The sequence below is a fragment of the Kitasatospora sp. NPDC058243 genome (genome assembly GCF_042882025.1).
Classification (GTDB): domain Bacteria; phylum Actinomycetota; class Actinomycetes; order Streptomycetales; family Streptomycetaceae; genus Kitasatospora.
The window spans coordinates 34,361-49,162 of record NZ_JBHVWW010000052.1 but is presented as its reverse complement, the minus strand read 5'-3'; the positions used below and the strand labels follow the sequence as shown (position 1 = coordinate 49,162).

At 73.8% G+C, this 14,802-nt stretch carries 15 protein-coding genes; 7 read left to right on the top strand and 8 right to left on the bottom strand.

Features of this window, described 5'->3' with window-relative positions; all coding sequences use genetic code 11:
* Positions 1-18 precede the first annotated feature (18 nt).
* Complete coding sequence (locus tag ACFVX9_RS28000; protein WP_387984159.1) at positions 19-1,458, bottom strand: PLP-dependent aminotransferase family protein; 1,440 nt, start codon at positions 1,456-1,458, stop codon at positions 19-21.
* A gap of 231 nt (positions 1,459-1,689) precedes the next feature.
* Between ACFVX9_RS28000 and ACFVX9_RS27995 the strand changes: the two genes are divergently transcribed.
* The gene (locus tag ACFVX9_RS27995; protein ID WP_363367350.1) at positions 1,690-2,286 is read left to right on the top strand and encodes a LysE family translocator; all 597 of its coding nucleotides are present in this window, start codon (positions 1,690-1,692) and stop codon (positions 2,284-2,286) included.
* 75 nt (positions 2,287-2,361) lie between these two features.
* Here ACFVX9_RS27995 and ACFVX9_RS27990 read toward each other — a convergent pair whose 3' ends face one another.
* From ACFVX9_RS27990 to ACFVX9_RS27975, 4 genes are all read right to left on the bottom strand, one after another.
* Positions 2,362-3,366, bottom strand: a complete 1,005-nt coding sequence (locus tag ACFVX9_RS27990) for a serine hydrolase domain-containing protein (RefSeq protein WP_387984157.1) — start codon at positions 3,364-3,366, stop codon at positions 2,362-2,364.
* Entirely contained in the window at positions 3,363-4,295 is a 933-nt protein-coding gene (locus ACFVX9_RS27985) for a DUF6895 family protein (protein WP_387984155.1), read from the bottom strand. Before ACFVX9_RS27985 ends, ACFVX9_RS27990 begins: the two co-directional genes overlap by 4 nt.
* Positions 4,292-4,912: a hypothetical protein gene (locus tag ACFVX9_RS27980; RefSeq protein ID WP_387984153.1), complete on the bottom strand. Its 621-nt coding sequence runs from the start codon at positions 4,910-4,912 to the stop codon at positions 4,292-4,294. Before ACFVX9_RS27980 ends, ACFVX9_RS27985 begins: the two co-directional genes overlap by 4 nt.
* A gap of 336 nt (positions 4,913-5,248) precedes the next feature.
* Positions 5,249-5,449 carry a hypothetical protein gene (locus tag ACFVX9_RS27975; RefSeq protein ID WP_387984151.1) on the bottom strand — a complete coding sequence of 67 codons (201 nt, stop codon included), beginning with the start codon at positions 5,447-5,449 and terminating at the stop codon, positions 5,249-5,251.
* Positions 5,450-5,605: 156 nt separating this feature from the next.
* Here ACFVX9_RS27975 and ACFVX9_RS27970 point away from each other — a divergent pair, with 156 nt between their 5' ends.
* Both ACFVX9_RS27970 and ACFVX9_RS27965 read left to right on the top strand, forming a co-directional pair.
* On the top strand, positions 5,606-6,379 hold the full coding sequence (locus ACFVX9_RS27970; protein ID WP_387984149.1) for an SDR family NAD(P)-dependent oxidoreductase: 774 nt from the start codon (positions 5,606-5,608) through the stop codon (positions 6,377-6,379).
* Between the two features lie 150 nt (positions 6,380-6,529).
* Complete coding sequence (locus ACFVX9_RS27965) at positions 6,530-8,371, top strand: ABC transporter ATP-binding protein (RefSeq protein ID WP_380376933.1); 1,842 nt, start codon at positions 6,530-6,532, stop codon at positions 8,369-8,371.
* A gap of 97 nt (positions 8,372-8,468) precedes the next feature.
* On the opposite strand, the gene ACFVX9_RS27960 is transcribed toward ACFVX9_RS27965, so the two are convergent.
* Positions 8,469-9,137 carry a 1-acyl-sn-glycerol-3-phosphate acyltransferase gene (locus tag ACFVX9_RS27960; protein WP_063349968.1) on the bottom strand — a complete coding sequence of 223 codons (669 nt, stop codon included), beginning with the start codon at positions 9,135-9,137 and terminating at the stop codon, positions 8,469-8,471.
* 174 nt (positions 9,138-9,311) lie between these two features.
* Between ACFVX9_RS27960 and ACFVX9_RS27955 the strand changes: the two genes are divergently transcribed.
* On the top strand, positions 9,312-9,524 hold the full coding sequence (locus ACFVX9_RS27955; RefSeq protein WP_063349969.1) for an EF-hand domain-containing protein: 213 nt from the start codon (positions 9,312-9,314) through the stop codon (positions 9,522-9,524).
* 118 nt (positions 9,525-9,642) lie between these two features.
* Here ACFVX9_RS27955 and ACFVX9_RS27950 read toward each other — a convergent pair whose 3' ends face one another.
* Complete coding sequence (locus tag ACFVX9_RS27950; protein ID WP_387984146.1) at positions 9,643-11,853, bottom strand: CDP-glycerol glycerophosphotransferase family protein; 2,211 nt, start codon at positions 11,851-11,853, stop codon at positions 9,643-9,645.
* A 775-nt stretch (positions 11,854-12,628) separates the two neighbouring features.
* Here ACFVX9_RS27950 and ACFVX9_RS27945 point away from each other — a divergent pair.
* Both ACFVX9_RS27945 and ACFVX9_RS27940 read left to right on the top strand, forming a co-directional pair.
* Positions 12,629-12,895, top strand: a complete 267-nt coding sequence (locus ACFVX9_RS27945; RefSeq protein WP_063349971.1) for a hypothetical protein — start codon at positions 12,629-12,631, stop codon at positions 12,893-12,895.
* 240 nt (positions 12,896-13,135) lie between these two features.
* Entirely contained in the window at positions 13,136-13,582 is a 447-nt protein-coding gene (locus ACFVX9_RS27940) for a YjbQ family protein (protein ID WP_063349972.1), read from the top strand.
* 102 nt (positions 13,583-13,684) lie between these two features.
* Here ACFVX9_RS27940 and ACFVX9_RS27935 read toward each other — a convergent pair whose 3' ends face one another.
* Complete coding sequence (locus tag ACFVX9_RS27935) at positions 13,685-14,275, bottom strand: DUF1990 family protein (protein WP_380376924.1); 591 nt, start codon at positions 14,273-14,275, stop codon at positions 13,685-13,687.
* Between the two features lie 236 nt (positions 14,276-14,511).
* On the opposite strand from ACFVX9_RS27935, the gene ACFVX9_RS27930 reads away from it, so the two are divergent.
* On the top strand, positions 14,512-14,730 hold the full coding sequence (locus ACFVX9_RS27930) for a hypothetical protein (RefSeq protein WP_363367075.1): 219 nt from the start codon (positions 14,512-14,514) through the stop codon (positions 14,728-14,730).
* The last annotated feature ends 72 nt before the right edge of the window (positions 14,731-14,802 follow it).

Genomic DNA, 14,802 nt, shown 5'->3' with positions numbered 1-14,802 from the left:
TGGCCGCCCGCCCGCCCGTCACTCCATCCACTCCTCCGCCGTCCCCCGCGCGATCCGCGCCAGCGTCTCCAGTGCTTGCGCCAGCACGGGCAGCGGCGGCGAGGCCAGGGCGACCCGGATGGCGGACGGGGAACGCCGGGGGTCGGCGGCGAACGCCGCCGCGGGTGTGACGGCGATGCTCGCCCGCGCCGCCACCGCGACGAAGGTCTCCGCCCGCCAGGCCGCCGGCAGCTCCCACCACAGGTAGTACGAACAGGGGTCGGCCCGGACGCGCTGCCCCGCCAGCGCCTCGCGCGCCAGTACCTGACGCGCGACGGCGTCGGCGCGCTTGGCCGCCGCGACCTCGGCCACGGTGCCGTCCCCGATCCAGCGCACGGCCGCCTCCAGGGCGAACCCGCTGGGCGTCCAGCCGCCCGAGCGCAGTGCGCCCGCGATCCGTTCGCGCAGCGCGGCGGGGACGACCGCGAATCCGGTGGTCAGCCCGGGCGCGAGCCGCTTGGAGAGGCTGTCGACGAGGACGGTGCGTTCCGGCGCGAGGCTGGCGAGGGCGGTCAGCTCCGGGCGGAGGAAGGACCAGATCGCGTCCTCGACGGCCGGCAGGTCGAGGCGGCGCAGCTCCTCGGCGAGGGCGGCCGTCCGCTCGTACGGCAGGCTCCCGCCGAGCGGGTTCTGCAGCCTCGGCTGGACGTAGACGGCGCGCAGCGGCGCGGCCCGGTGGGCGGCGGCCACGGCGTCGGGCAGAAGTCCGTGCTCGTCGACGGCCAGTGGCACGAGCGTGATGCCCAGTCGCTGGGCGACGGCCTTGACCACCGGATAGGTCAGCGCCTCCACCCCCAGCCGGTGGCCGGGCGGCACCAGCGCGGACAGCGCCGCGGCGATGGCCTGCCGTCCGTTGCCCGCGAACAGCAGCTCCTCCCCGGCGATCTCCGGGGTGACCTCCCGGGACCCGCCCGTCCGATCCCCGGCCGTCCGATCCCCAGCCGACGGGTCCCCGCCCGCCCGGTCCCCGCCCGTCCGGCGTTCGTCGGACAGCAGTGCCGCGAACGCCTGCCGGGCCGCGCCCGTCCCGGCCGCGCCCACCGGCGCGAGTGCGGCACCCAGCGCGTCCGCCCGGAGCAGCGGCGCCAGTCCGGCGGCCAGCAGTCCGGCCTGCTCGGGGACGGCGGGATAGTTGAGTTCCAGGTCCACCGGCGCGGCGGCCGGTTCGGCGAGTGCCACCTGCCCGCCGGTTGCCCCGCCGCCGACCCCCTGCCCGGCCCGGACGAAGGTGCCGCGCCCGACCTCCCCGGTGGTCAGTCCGCGCCGGGTCAGTTCCCGGTAGACGCGCCCCGCCGTGGAGTTGGCGATGCCCCGGCTGCGGGCGAAGGCGCGCTGGGTGGGCAGTTGCTGGCCGGGTCGCAGCCGCCCGCCGGTGATGGCGTCGGCGATCTCGTCGGCGATCAGGCGGTAGTCGTCCATCGGCGGGACCCCTCCACGCAAGGTGATGGCATTGCACGGCATCGCATCGGCATTGCACCGAGTGCAAAGTCATCATTGCATTGAGATCGACGCCGGGCCTAGCCTCCTCGCATGGAAGCACTGACCCCCGCCGCTCCCGTCGCATCCGCCTCGTTCGACCTGCCCGCCGCATCCGCCCTGTCCGCCGTGGGTGGGCATGCCGTGCTCGGGATCGCCGCCGTGGCGCTCGGGATGGTGCTGACACCGGGGCCCAACATGATCTACCTGGTCTCCCGGTCGATCGCCCAGGGCCGCCGCGCCGGGCTGCTGTCGCTGATCGGGGTCGCGGCCGGCTTCCTGGTCTACCTGGCCGCGGTGACGGCGGGCGTGGCCGCCGTGTTCTCGGTGGTGCCCGCCCTCTACACCGCGATCAAGCTGGCCGGCGCCGGCTACCTGCTGTGGCTGGCCTGGAAGGCCGTCCGGCCGGGCGGTACGGCGGTGTTCGCCCCGCAGCAGCTGCCGCCGGACCCGCCGCGCCGGCTGTTCGCCATGGGCTTCCTGACCTGCCTGCTCAACCCCAAGATCGCCATCATGTACATCTCGCTGCTGCCCCAGTTCGTGGCGCCCGAGCGCGGTCACGTCGCGGTGCAGAGCCTGGTGCTGGGGCTGACCCAGATCGTGGTGGCGGTCACCGTCAACGGGCTGATCGCGGTGAGCGCGGGCGGCATCGCGTCCTTCCTCAACCGCCGTCCCGCCTGGCTGCGGTTCCAGCGCTATGCGATGGGGACGGTCCTCGGCGGCCTCGCCGTCCACATCGCCGCCGACCGCGCCAAAGCCGTGGCAGCCTAGGCCCGCCCGCCGCCCGCCGCCCGCCGCCCGCCGCCCGCCGCCTGGGCCGCGGCGCCGCACCCCCCAGGTCGGGTCCTAAGCCGCCCGCAGCACCTCGTACGCCGCCTGTAGGAACCGTCCGTCCAGCGACGGCCCGGTGTTGGCCAGGGCCGCCACCGCGGCCGACGCCTGGGGCGAGAACCCGACGAAGGCGGTGAACCCCCGGGTCGCCCCGGCGTGGAAGTACAGGTCGCGCCCGCCCGGGCGGCGATGGTTCCACACCAGGCACAGCTCGTCCGTCGAGCGCGGCAGTCGCAGCCACGGCCGCTGGACCTCGCGCAGCGCGGCCGCCAACTCGCCGTGGCCGCCGTCGAGATGCGCCCTCAGGTAGCGCAACAGGTCGGCCCCGCTCGCCCGGAGCGCGCCGGCCCCCGGCAGTCCGGGGATGCGCCAGGGCGGAAGTTCCTGTCCGCGCCGGTACCCGACCGCCCGCCCCGGCGAGTCCGCCGTACAGGTGGTGGCACCGAGGCCCAGCGGTCGGAGGACTCGTTCGGAGAGCAGTTCCCCGTAGGGCAACCCGCCCGTCTCGGCGAGTGCCCGCCCGAGCAGCGCGACGCCGTAGTTGGAGTACCGGTACCGGCTGCCGGGCCTGCACCGTACGGTGGTTCGGGCCACTCCGGCCCTCAACTGCTCGTCCCCGAACGCGGCGTAAGGATTGCTGAACCAGGTCGGCACGGCGCGCGCGGCCAGTCCGGGCGGCAGCCGGGGCAGGCCCGAGGTGTGGGTGGCCAGGTGCAGCAGCCGGATCGGCTCGGGGGAGCGGACGGTCACCGGGCGCCAGCAGTCCGGCAGGCGGTGTTCGACCGTGTCGTGCAGGGAGACGTCTCCGCGCGCGGCCATCTGTGCCAGCAGCAGCGCGGTGAAGGTCTTGCTGACCGAACCGAGTTCGAAGACGGTGTCCGGCGAGCATGCAGCCGTCCGCCCGTGCCCGAGCCGCCCGTGGCAGCGCACCTCCTCCGCGTCCCCGCGCGTGACGGCCACGGTGGCGTACGGTCCGGCCGCGCGCACCGCCTCCGCGACCGCCGGACCCAGCCCGTTCACGCGAGCGCCGCGGTGGCCCCGAGTGCCCGGGCGAGCGTGATGCCACCGGCCACCACCGCGACGACGGCGGTGTGCTGGTGGTCCTGGAACGCCCGCTCGCGGTCCTCGTCGACCGGGTCGGTGTCGCGCGGCAGCAGGCCGTCCTCGTGCTGGGCGGCGGCCAGCGCGTCCCAGCCCTGCCGTCCGGTGGCCGGTTCGCCGATGCAGGCGTCGACCACGAGGAGTTCGGCGGCGAGGTCCCACTGGCCGATCTCCAGCCAGATGTCGAGCCAGGCCGGCAGCCAGTCGCGCACGTGGTCGCGCATCGGCTCCGGCAGGCCGTCCGGGCGGGCGCCCCAGTCCGTGAGGTGGAAGACGGTGTGGGTGATGTCGTAGCCGGTCATCCAGTTGACGGCCCACGGTTCGGGCGTGGCGCCCAACCAGGTGCCGACGGCGAGTGCGGCCCAGTTCGGCTGGTGGGCGAGCCCGACGACCCGTCGGGCGTCGGCGACCCCCAGGCGTCGGTTGGGGTGGATCTCCTCGGCGTGCGCGGCCCGCAGCCGGCCGAGCGAATCGAGCAGTTCCTCCAGCGCGGGGTGGCGGTAGCCGGCCCGGGCGAAGTGGGCGTAGGTCTCCAGCGGGTCGGTCATGGTGAAGTGGCGCAGCTGCCGCTCGTACAGCAGGTCGCCCTCGCGCAGTTGCCCCCAGGCGTGGTCGAGCAGCGCGCGTGCGGTGCGGGTCTCGGTGGGCCCGGTGACGCCGTCGCGCAGGATCAGCGAAGCGGCCAGCGCGATCTCGCCGAGCGGCTTGTAGGCGTCGTCGGGGTCGGAGAGGTCGACCACGGTGTTGTCCGGGATCCGGCCGAGGCCGTCGGCGTGGGAGGCGTGCAGCCAGGCCAGCGCGCGGGAGGCGAGCCGCTGCGCGGTGGCGAGGACGTGGGTGTCGGTCATCGGACCCGGCTCCGTCGGTCGGTCGGCGGACGGGAGGAACGGTCGAGCATCCGACGGGCGACGGCCAGCTCAAGTCCGGTGCGGGCGCTGCCGTTACCGGCCAGCCGGATGCGTTCCAGGACGGGCTCGACCTCCAGCCGCAGCGGCCGGCCTTCGGCACCGGCCCAGGCGAGCCAGCGGGCGAGCCGGGCGGCGGTGGGGAGGCCGCGACGCAGCATGGAGCGGACGGTGCCGCGGGCAAGGGCCAGGGTGTGCGTGCGGGCGGTGTCGTGCACCGGGCCGTCGAGCCCGGGCAGCGCCAGGACGGACAGCTGCGCCATCCGTACCGACCAGGTCTGCCAGCCGACGGCCTCCGGGCCCGGAGGCGGCACGGGCGGCGCGGTCGGCGGGGCACCGGTTCCGTACGGCGTGCGGGCGAGCACCTGCCCGGCCGCCCAGTCCTGCCATGCGATCACCAGCGCGGCGTCGGCCGAGCCCGACACCGAGGCCGCTGCCGAGTCCGGTGCCGGGTCCGGTGCCGGAAAGGCCTGCCGGGCCTCGGCCAGCAGTGCGGCGGTGGGCCCGTCGGGCGCGGCCCCGGTGAGTAGTTGCGGGGCGAAGAGGTCCGCGCCGAGCACCCGCAGTGCGGCCAGGGTCGGGCGCGGTACGGCGCCGTCCGGGTCCGCGAGCGCGGCTGCGCCCCCGTCGCCCCGGAGGGCGTCGAGGGTCCGGCGCCACCCGTTCGACGGCTGCGGCGTACTCGTCGCGCAGTGGCGTCTCGGCGAAGGGCATCGGTGGTGTTCCTCCTGGTCGGGGAGCCCCCGGCGAGGGGCCTCGCGGGGCGTGGGTTCGCGAGCACGGGTTCACGCAGGCCCGCCGAGGCGCCGGGGAAGGGGTAGGCCGGTCCACGTCGGTGGACCGGCCCCGCGATCGGGCCGCCCGGCTACCGGGTCGGTGATCGGGTCGCCCGGCTGCTAGCGGGTCGACTTCTCCTTCGGCGGCTTCGGCGACAGCAACAGCGCCAGCAGCAGGAGTCCGAGGGCTTCGGGCGAGTACGTGGGCGCGTCGGACACGACGGCCTCGTCCTCCACCATCAGGCTCGCGAGTGTGTCCGCCTCGACGCGCGTCGCGGTCGGCGTGGTCGTGGTCTGGTGGGTCCGGCAGTGAGTAAGCATCAGAAGTGCCTCCTCAGTTGAGCGTCACCGCCCGGTCGGGGGATGCCCCCGTCCGAACGGTGAGGGCGCGGTCCGGTACCTGCATCCGCAGACGGCCGGGCCGGGATAGTCCGTTCGGAGTGGGCGCGGCCGCGGTGAGTCGGTACCGTCGGGGGCATGACCACAGCCTTGATCACCGGCGCGACCGCCGGCATCGGAGCCGCGTTCGCCCGCCGGCTCGCCCGCAGCGGCTACCGGCTCGTCCTGGTGGCCCGGGACACCGAGCGCCTGGAGCGCGCGAGCGCCGACCTGCACGCCGAGTACGGAGTCGAGGTGGAGGCGCTGACCGCCGACCTCGCCACCGACGAGGGCATCGCGGCCGTCGAAGCCCGGCTCGCCGACTCCGCCCGCCCGGTGGACCTGCTCGTCAACAACGCCGGTTTCGGCAACAAGGGCGCGTTCGGGACCGTCCCGCTCCAGGACGAGCTGGACATGCTGAAGGTGCACATCGAGGCGATCCTGCGGCTGACCACGGCGGCCCTGCCGGGGATGCGCGAGCGCGGTCGCGGCGCGGTCGTGAACGTCGCCTCGGTGGCGGCGTTCCTGCCGCGCGGCACGTACGGGGCGAGCAAGGCGTGGGTGGTGAGCTTCACCCAGGGCGTGCTGCGCGACCTCGGCGGCACCGGGGTGCGGATGATGGCGCTCTGCCCGGGCTTCACCCGCACCGAGTTCCACCAGCGGGCGGGTATGGGCACCGGCAACATCCCGGCCTGGTCCTGGCTCTCGGCCGAGCGGGTGGTGGCGGAGGCGATGCGCGACCTGGCCCGGGGCCGGTCGGTGTCCGTGCCGGGCAAGCGCTACAAGGCGGTGGTGGCGCTCGCCCGCCTGCTGCCCTCCGGCCGACTGGGCGGTCTGTCCTCGAAGGCGGCGCGCAGCTACCGGACGAACTGACGCGGTCGGGGCGGTCGGGGCGGTCGGTCGGGCGGCCGGAGGGGCGGTCGCCATGGGAATAGATCCAGCCTCACTATTAGCTAGTCTAACTATGAGCTATTCTCGCTATGCTGGCGGCCGTCCGACCGCCCCACCCACGGAGGTTTGCCCTTGAGACCCACCACCATCAACTGGACCCCGCCCGAACGCGCTCAGGGCGAGCCCCGCCCGCCGGCCCAGTGGCGGCGCATCCTCGCCCTCTTCCGCCCGTACACGGGCCGCCTCACCGTCGTCGGGCTGCTGGTGGCCGCCTCCGCCGTGGTATCGGTGGCCTCGCCGTTCCTGCTCAAGGCCGTCCTGGACACCGCGATCCCGCAAGGCCGCACCGGGCTGCTCAGCCTGCTCGCGCTCGGCATGGTTCTCGCGGCCGTGGTGAACAGCATCTTCAACGTCCTGCAGACGCTGATCTCCACCACCGTCGGCCAGCGCGTCATGCACGACCTGCGCACCGCCGTCTACAGCCACCTGCAACGGCAGTCGCTGGCCTTCTTCACCCGCACCCGCACCGGCGAGGTGCAGTCCCGGATCGCCAACGACATCGGCGGCATGCAGTCCACCGTGACGTCCACCGCGACCAGCCTGGTCTCCAACTTCACCGCGGTGATCGCCTCCGTGGTCGCCATGGTCGCGCTCGACTGGCGGCTCACCGTCGTCTCGCTGCTGCTGCTCCCGCTGTTCGTCTGGATCAGCCGGCGGGTCGGCAACGAGCGCAAGAAGATCACCACCGAGCGGCAGAAGCAGCTGGCCGCGATGAGTTCGGCGGTCCAGGAGTCGCTGTCGGTCAGCGGCATCCTGCTCGGCCGCACGATGGGCCGCTCCGACTCGCTCGCCCGTGAGTTCACCGGGCAGTCCGACCAGCTGGCCGACCTCGAAGTGCGGGCCAGCATGGCCGGGCGCTGGCGGATGAACACCATCCAGATCGTCATGGCCGCGATGCCCGCGGTCATCTACTGGGCGGCGGGGCTGTCCGCGGCGGGCGGCGCACCGATCGTCTCGGTCGGCACCCTGGTCGCCTTCGTCACCCTCCAGCAGGGCCTGTTCCGCCCGACCGTCAGCCTGCTCTCCACCGGCGTGGACGTGCAGACCTCGCTCGCGCTCTTCCAGCGCATCTTCGAGTACCTCGACCTGCCGGTGGAGATCGCCGAGCCGCCGAAGCCGCGGAACCTGACCGACATCCGCGGCGAGGTCCGCTTCGAGGACGTCGACTTCCGCTACGACCCCGCGCAGGAACGGCCGACGCTCTCCGGGATCGAACTCAAGGTCCCGGCCGGGAGCTCACTGGCCGTGGTCGGTGAGACGGGCTCCGGCAAGACCACGCTCAGCTACCTCGTCCCGCGGCTGTACGACGTCACCGGCGGCCGGGTCACCATCGACGGCGTGGACGTGCGCGAGCTGTCCTTCGACACGCTGGCCCGCGCGGTCGGCGTGGTCTCCCAGGAGACCTACCTCTTCCACGCCTCGGTCGCCGAGAACCTGCGCTTCGCCAAGCCGGAGGCCACCGACGCCGAACTGGTCGAAGCCGCCCGGGCCGCGCAGGTCCACGAGACCATCGCCGCCCTGCCGGACGGCTACGACACCCTGGTCGGCGAGCGCGGCTACCGCTTCTCCGGTGGCGAGAAGCAGCGCCTCGCGCTCGCCCGGACGATCCTGCGCAACCCGCCGGTGCTGATCCTCGACGAGGCCACCAGTGCGCTCGACAACCGCACCGAACAGGCCGTCCAGCAGGCGGTGGACACCCTGGCGGCCGGTCGCACCACCATCACCATCGCGCACCGGCTCTCCACCGTCCGGGCCGCCGACCAGATCGCCGTCCTCGACCACGGTGAGGTGGTCGAACTCGGCACCCACGAGGAACTGGTGGAGCTGGACGGCCGCTACGCGGCACTGCTGCGCCGGGAGGCGCCGGAGCCGGCCGCCGTCGTACCGGAGACGGCCGCGCTCGGACACGTGTGAGCGCTCGCCCCGGCGCGGCGCAGCGAGGTGTGGCGCAGCGAGGTGTGGCGAAGCGTGATGTGGCGCGGCGAGGTGTGGCGCGGTGCGCGGCCGGGGCCTACGCGGCCTTCGGCGCCTCGTTGTAGCGCTCCGCGACCTCCTGGCCGGAGAGCCGCTGGATCGCCGCCATCACCTCGTCGGTCACCTGCCGACGGGCCTTCAGCGAGCGGGCCTGCCCGTGCAGCTCGTCGAAGTGCAGCGGCTCGCCGAACCGGACGGTCACCTTCTTGATCCGCGGCACCCGCTTGCCCACCGGCAGGATCTGCTCCGGTCCCTCCAGCGCCACCGGCACCACCGGCACGCCCGCGGTCAGCGCCAGCCAGGCGACGCCCGTCTTGCCCCGGTAGAGCCGGCCGTCCAGCGACCGGGTGCCCTCGGGGTAGATGCCGAAGGCCTTGCCGTCCTCCAGGATCTCCAGCGCAGACTCCAGCGAGGCCTGAGCGGAACGGTAGGTGCCGCGCTCGACCGGCACCGCGCCGATCGCCTCGAAGAAGTCCTTGGACAGCCGGCCCTTGAGTCCCGTCCCGGTGAAGTACTCGGCCTTGGCGAGGAAGTGGACCCGGCGCGGGGCGGTGAGCGGGATCACCACGCTGTCGATGAAGGACAGGTGGTTGCTGGCCAGGATGACCCCGCCCTTGCGCGGCACGTTCTCGATGCCCTCGATGGTCGGCCGCCAGATGCCGCGTGAGACGGGTTTCAGCACCAGCCTGGTGGCGAGATCGAGCATGGTCCCTCCCTGGACGAACGATCGCCCGGGAGGAGCCCGGGCCTGCAATCAGATCCGCAGACTACGACAACCACCCCCGCGGCCGTCCACTCCCGGCGACCGTGGCGCGCACCACGGCCGGGTAGGGTACGCCCGTCCGAACAGAGCGCAACCCCGCAGTACCAGGAGGGCACGATGGAGACCACCGAGGCGATCAAGGCCATGTTCGACCGTTTCGACAAGAACGGCGACGGCAAGATCACTCCGGCCGAATACGCACTGGTCGCGAACGAGATGGGCGACCACGCCGTGACGCTGTCGATGGCCGAGGCCCTGATCCATGCCATGGACACCCGCCACCAGGGCTTCCTGACCTTCGACGAGTTCCTGGCCGCCCGCCAGCGCTGAGCGTGCCGACGGGTCCGGTCGCCGTACCGGCGGCGCCGGGCCCGGTGCCGCACGGCTCCTCAAGGCCCCTCAGGGCTCCTCACGGCTCCTCAGGGCTCCGGGAGCGCCGCGGGGCGCCTCAGGACTCCACCGGGAACACCCGGCGCACCACCCGCTCCGCCGCCCCGCCGTCGTCCCACGGGCAGAACCGCGCCCGGAAGCGGGCCCGCGCGGCCGGCTCCGGATCGCCCGCCAGCAGCGCCTTCGCCAGCCCGTCCGGGTCCACCGTGACGGCCCCCGGTGGCTGTTCGAACAGGTCGAAGTAGACGCCGCGCACCCGCTGGTACTCCTCCCAGTCCGGCGCGAAGATCACGACCGGCCGGTCCAGCACCGCGTAGTCGAACATCATCGACGAGTAGTCCGTCACCAGCGCGTCCGCCGCGAGGTAGAGGTCCTCCACGGTCGGGTGGGCCGAGACGTCGACGATCGCGGCCGAACCCTCGCCCGCCGCCAGGTCGCCCGGGCCGCCGGTGTGGAAGTAGTGCGTGCGCACCAGCAGGGTGAAGTCCGGGCCCAGCCGCCGGGCCAGCTCCCGGACGTCCAGCAGCGGCACGTAGCCGCCCTGGTCGCCGCGGTGGGTCGGGGCGTACAGCACGGCCGTGGTGTCCGGCCGCAGCCCGAACCGCTCGCGCATGGCCCGCACCTCGTCCGGTGTGGTGTTGGCCAGCCGGTCGTTGCGCGGGTAGCCGGTGTCCAGCATCTCGTACCGGCCGGGGAAGGCGCGGGTGAAGTGCTCGCTGGTGTGCGGGTTGGAGGAGACCAGGAAGTCCCAGCGGTCGACGGCCTCCTGGAGCCGTTCGAAGTCCATCCCCTCGGCGGCCTCGGGGCGTTCGCGCAGGTCCATGCCCATCGCCTTGAGCGGGGTGCCGTGTTGGGTCTGCACGTGCACGGTGCCCGCCCGCTTCGCCATCGTGCGCGGGAAGTTGACGTTGTTGACGAAGTACTTGGCGGTCGCCATCGCCTTGAGGTAGGCGGGGGTGTTGACGATCACGTACGGCACGCCGGGCGGCATGGTCGCGGCCTGCTTGCGGTTCTCCACCACCCACACGCCCCGGATCTGCGGCGCCAGTTCCCTGGCCTTCTCGTAGATCGCCGCCGGGCTGCACGCGTAACCCCGGTGCCAGTACGCCGCGTAGACCGCCAGGTGTTCGTCCAGCGGCAGCCGGCGGAAGGCGTTGTACGCGGTGAACCGCGCGCCGCTGCGCACGCCCTTCTTCACGGCCGGGGCCACCGCCCTTGCCCCGCGCTTGAGTTCGCGCGGCAGCTGCCCGGTGCGGCGCAGCTCCGCGTACGCGATCCGGGCGTCGCGCGCGGCCAGCCGGTACTGCACGCCGCGCACGCCGCCGGGGTAGCGGTAGCCGGTCGGGCGGTGCCGGGCGAAGTGCCGGGCGATCTGGCGGAAGAAGTCCTTGCGCCGGTCGGCGGGGACCAGCCCGGGGGTGTCGTAGACGTTCAGCGCCTGTCGGACGGTCCGGTCGAAGACCAGGGTGCGCAGTGCGTCGGGGACGGGCCGGCCGGGGCGGTCCGGGCGGTCCAGGAAGGCGAAGATCGCGTCGTACTGGGCGAACACGTCGGCGTGCTTGGGGGAGGCGGTGGCGGTGATCGCGCCGTCCCGGCCGCGCCGGTAGAAGTAGCAGGGGCGGTCGAGGTAGCGCAGCCGCCCGGCGGCCAGCAGCGCGGGGTAGGTGACCGAGATGTCTTCGTAGTAGCCACGGCCGAAGGAGACGCCGAGGCCCTCCAGGAAGGCGCGGCGGAACACCTTGTTCCAGACCGACATCACGGTCTGGAACAGCGCCGGGTGTTCGGCCAGCGTGCACCCCTCGACCAGCGGGGAGTCGGCCAGCACGTGGCGCCAGGGGTTCGGCTCGGTCTCGCCGTCCGGGTAGACGTGGGTGAAGCCGGTGAGCAGGACGTCGGCGGGCGTCCCGGGCCCGCGCTCCCGCTCCTGCTCCAGCTCCAGTTCGTCCAGGATCGCGCCCACCGTCCGCTCGGGCAGCCAGTCGTCGCTGTCCACGAACCAGACGTACTCGCTGCGCACCTGCGCCAGGGCGGCGGTGCGGGCGCCGCCGAGGCCCTGGTTCTCGGTGAGGTGCAGGACCCGCAGTCGGGGGTCGCGGGCCGCGTAGGCGTCCAGGATCGCGCCGGAGCCGTCGGGGGAGAGGTCGTCGACCGCGATCACCTCGAAACGGGACTCCGTGGCGGGGGTGTCGCCGAGGATCGAGTCGAGGCAGCGCGGCAGGAACCGCTCCACGCCGTGGACCGGGAGCACGATGCTGAGGAGGAGGGGCACGCTGGCCGAGTCTACCGATCGACCGGGTGCGACCTGCGGGGACGTCCGACCGGGGTGATCGGCCGAGGTGGCGGGCCGGGCTGACCGGCCGCGGTGGAACCGTGGCCACGATCGCCGCTGGGCCCGGAACCGCCGGTGCCGGGCCCTGAACGGGGCGGCACCGGCAGCCTGGCGGCGGCCCGGCCGACCCTCTACGGCCGACCGCCTTTCCGGGCACCTCGCGAGCCTGGCCACCGCAGCGTCGAGGCGGCCGGGCAGTGGCTCGCGGGAGCCGGAGTTCTTCATCACTCGAACACGCACCCGGGTGCGATGCGGGCACGGACGCGTTCTCACAGATATTGCTTGGAGGATTCCCCGGAGTCAATCCCTCGAATGTGTTCACTTCATGAAGCCTGGAGGTGTCGACCGGTCGCTTTGTCGACGACCCAGGCTGTCCCCTATATCCACCGCGGTATCCGCGTCGTGTCCACCGCCGCATCCGCCGCGGCATCCCCCATGGCCGCCGGACCGCCCGCCGGGCCGCGTGCGGGGTCGCGTGCGCCCGGCGCGCGCCGCGCGGCCGGGCGCCGGACCTGCGCCCCGGGTATTGCTGACAGATGGCCGGTCGTGCACCATCATTGATGCCTAGTCGTGATCGCCCTGGTGGCCCCTGGTGCATCGTCAGTTGACGCCGCACGGTACGGTGGCACAACACCAAGGACGGTTGCGCGAAGGCCGTCCATCGCGGATAGTCTTCGCCTCACGGCCCTGGCGCCTCGTAGGGGTGGGAAAACTGATGGAACACATGCAAGTGCGGACTCGGCCCCGCGTGCCGGCGATCCAGTGCGGTGTCGGCACGACCGGCCGTCGGATCGACCGACACCTGGCCGTGCTCGGCGCACCCGCGCTCCCGGCGGTGGACACCGCCGAGGCGCTCGGGTTGATAAGGGAGCTGACGCCGCGCGGCGCGGACGCCCCGACGGCCAAGCGTCGTCACGCGCGGATCTCGCTGCTGACGCCACTGCGCCGGCTGCGGCGAAGCCTCTTCGGCGGGCGCGGCTAGCGCCCGTCGGCCCGGGGCCTACGGCTCCGCGGCCCGGGCCTCCCGGGCCACCCGGTGCGGATCGGGACCCCGACCCGGCGGACCACACGGACCGTCGGGTCTTCGGCGTGCCCGGATCCGGGCCCGCCCCGGCCGGGCCGATGTGGTCTAAACCTTTCAGCCTAGTGCACCTCACCGCCCCCACAGGCGGAGTCGGCGAGGTGCTGCGCGGGGCCCGCCGAGGTGGGTCAGGATGGCGCCATGGCGGACAACATCCACTCCACCCACCAGGGCCTCTTCCAGACCACCACCATCGAGATCACCACCGGCAGCCGAGAGGTCGCGCTCGACATCACCGACCGCTGTGCCGCGTTCCTCACCGAGCGGGCCGCCGGCTGCGACGGCCTGCTCAACGTCTTCGTCCCGCACGCCACCGCCGGAATCGCAGTCCTGGAGACCGGCTCCGGCAGCGACGACGACTTCCTCGCCACCCTGCGCGAACTGCTCCCCGCCGACGACCGCTGGCGCCACCGGCACGGCAGCCCCGGCCACGGGCGGGACCACGTGGTGCCCGGCCTGGTCGCCCCGCACGCCACCCTGCCGGTGATCGGCGGCCAGCTGGCGCTCGGCATCTGGCAGTCCGTGGTGCTGATCGACACCAACGGCGACAATCCGCGCCGGACGGTGCGGCTCTCCTTCTTCGGCTGACCCGACTTCTGCGGCCGGGACTCCCTCGGGCGGGGCTCCTTCGGCAGGGGCTCCTTCGGCAGGGACTCCTTAGGCCGACACTCCTTCGGCCGACTCGACGCGCTACTCGACGGCGGGATCGGCCGGGCCCGCGGGCCCGGCCGGCTCGGCCACGGCGGCGGCCACCGCTGCCAGGTAGCGCTCGATCGCCAGGTACTGGCAGAGCAGCGCGACCGGCCGGCCCATCCGCGCGTACCAGGCGGTCAGCCGGGAGAACGCCGACACCTCGAACCACACCTCGCCGGCGGCGTCCATGGACACCAGGAACGCCTCCTCGCCGCACTCCGGGTGCCCGGGGAGCGTGCCGTACGCGAAGCCGATCCGGTCCGGCTCCTCTACCGTCCACACCACCCGGCACGGGATCACCAGCCGGGGCCACCGGCTGCCCGGCAGGCTCAGTCGCAGCAGCACCGTCGACCCCGGCTCGGCCGGCGCATGCGGGTACACGGCGAAACCGGTGCCCAGCTGGCTGCCCCAGCCGAGCACGTGCCGCCCGGCCCGGGCCAGCACCTGAGGCCCTCGGCCCAGGTGCACCCGCCGCCGCAGGTGCGCGTAGCCGTCCGGCAGCGGGCCTCCGCGGGTGGCGCCGACCTCGGGGTAGGAGGGCGCGCTGGCGCGGGCGGCGAGCAGGCGCCGCTGGAGGTCGGTGGCCATGCGGTCACCGTAGCCGGGCGTCGTGGGCCCGCCGTCGGCGGGTCGTCCGGGGGGAGCTGGGTCGGGTCGGGCGGGGGCGGGCCGGTTCGGGCTGCACCCGCTCCTGGACGGCGCCGCCGCCCTGATCGAGGAGTGCGGGGACCGGGTCGGGCTGGGTCAGGGCGGGCCGGCGATCGGGTCGGGCTCGGGTCGGCGGCGCCTTGCGGCGGGGGCCGGGGGCGGAGTAGGAAGGCGGCATGAGCGACAGCGCGAGGAACGAGGACACGGCGGTCTGCGAGTTCGCCCCCGACGGCGGGGCGCAGGCGGCGCTGGTGCGCGATCCGGCGTCGACCGGGCCGCGGGCCGACTGCGTCCTGTGCGGGGAGCCGACCGAACTGCCCGCCGACCACCCGGGCAGCACGCTCTGCCCGGTCTGCGCCTGGCAGCAGGCCCAGCGGGTGGCCTGTTCGGGCTGATGCGAAGCAGTGCGACCTAGCCGCGATGCCACCGGCTTGACAGCGCCAGCAAGTCGCTGACCTGCGGTGATG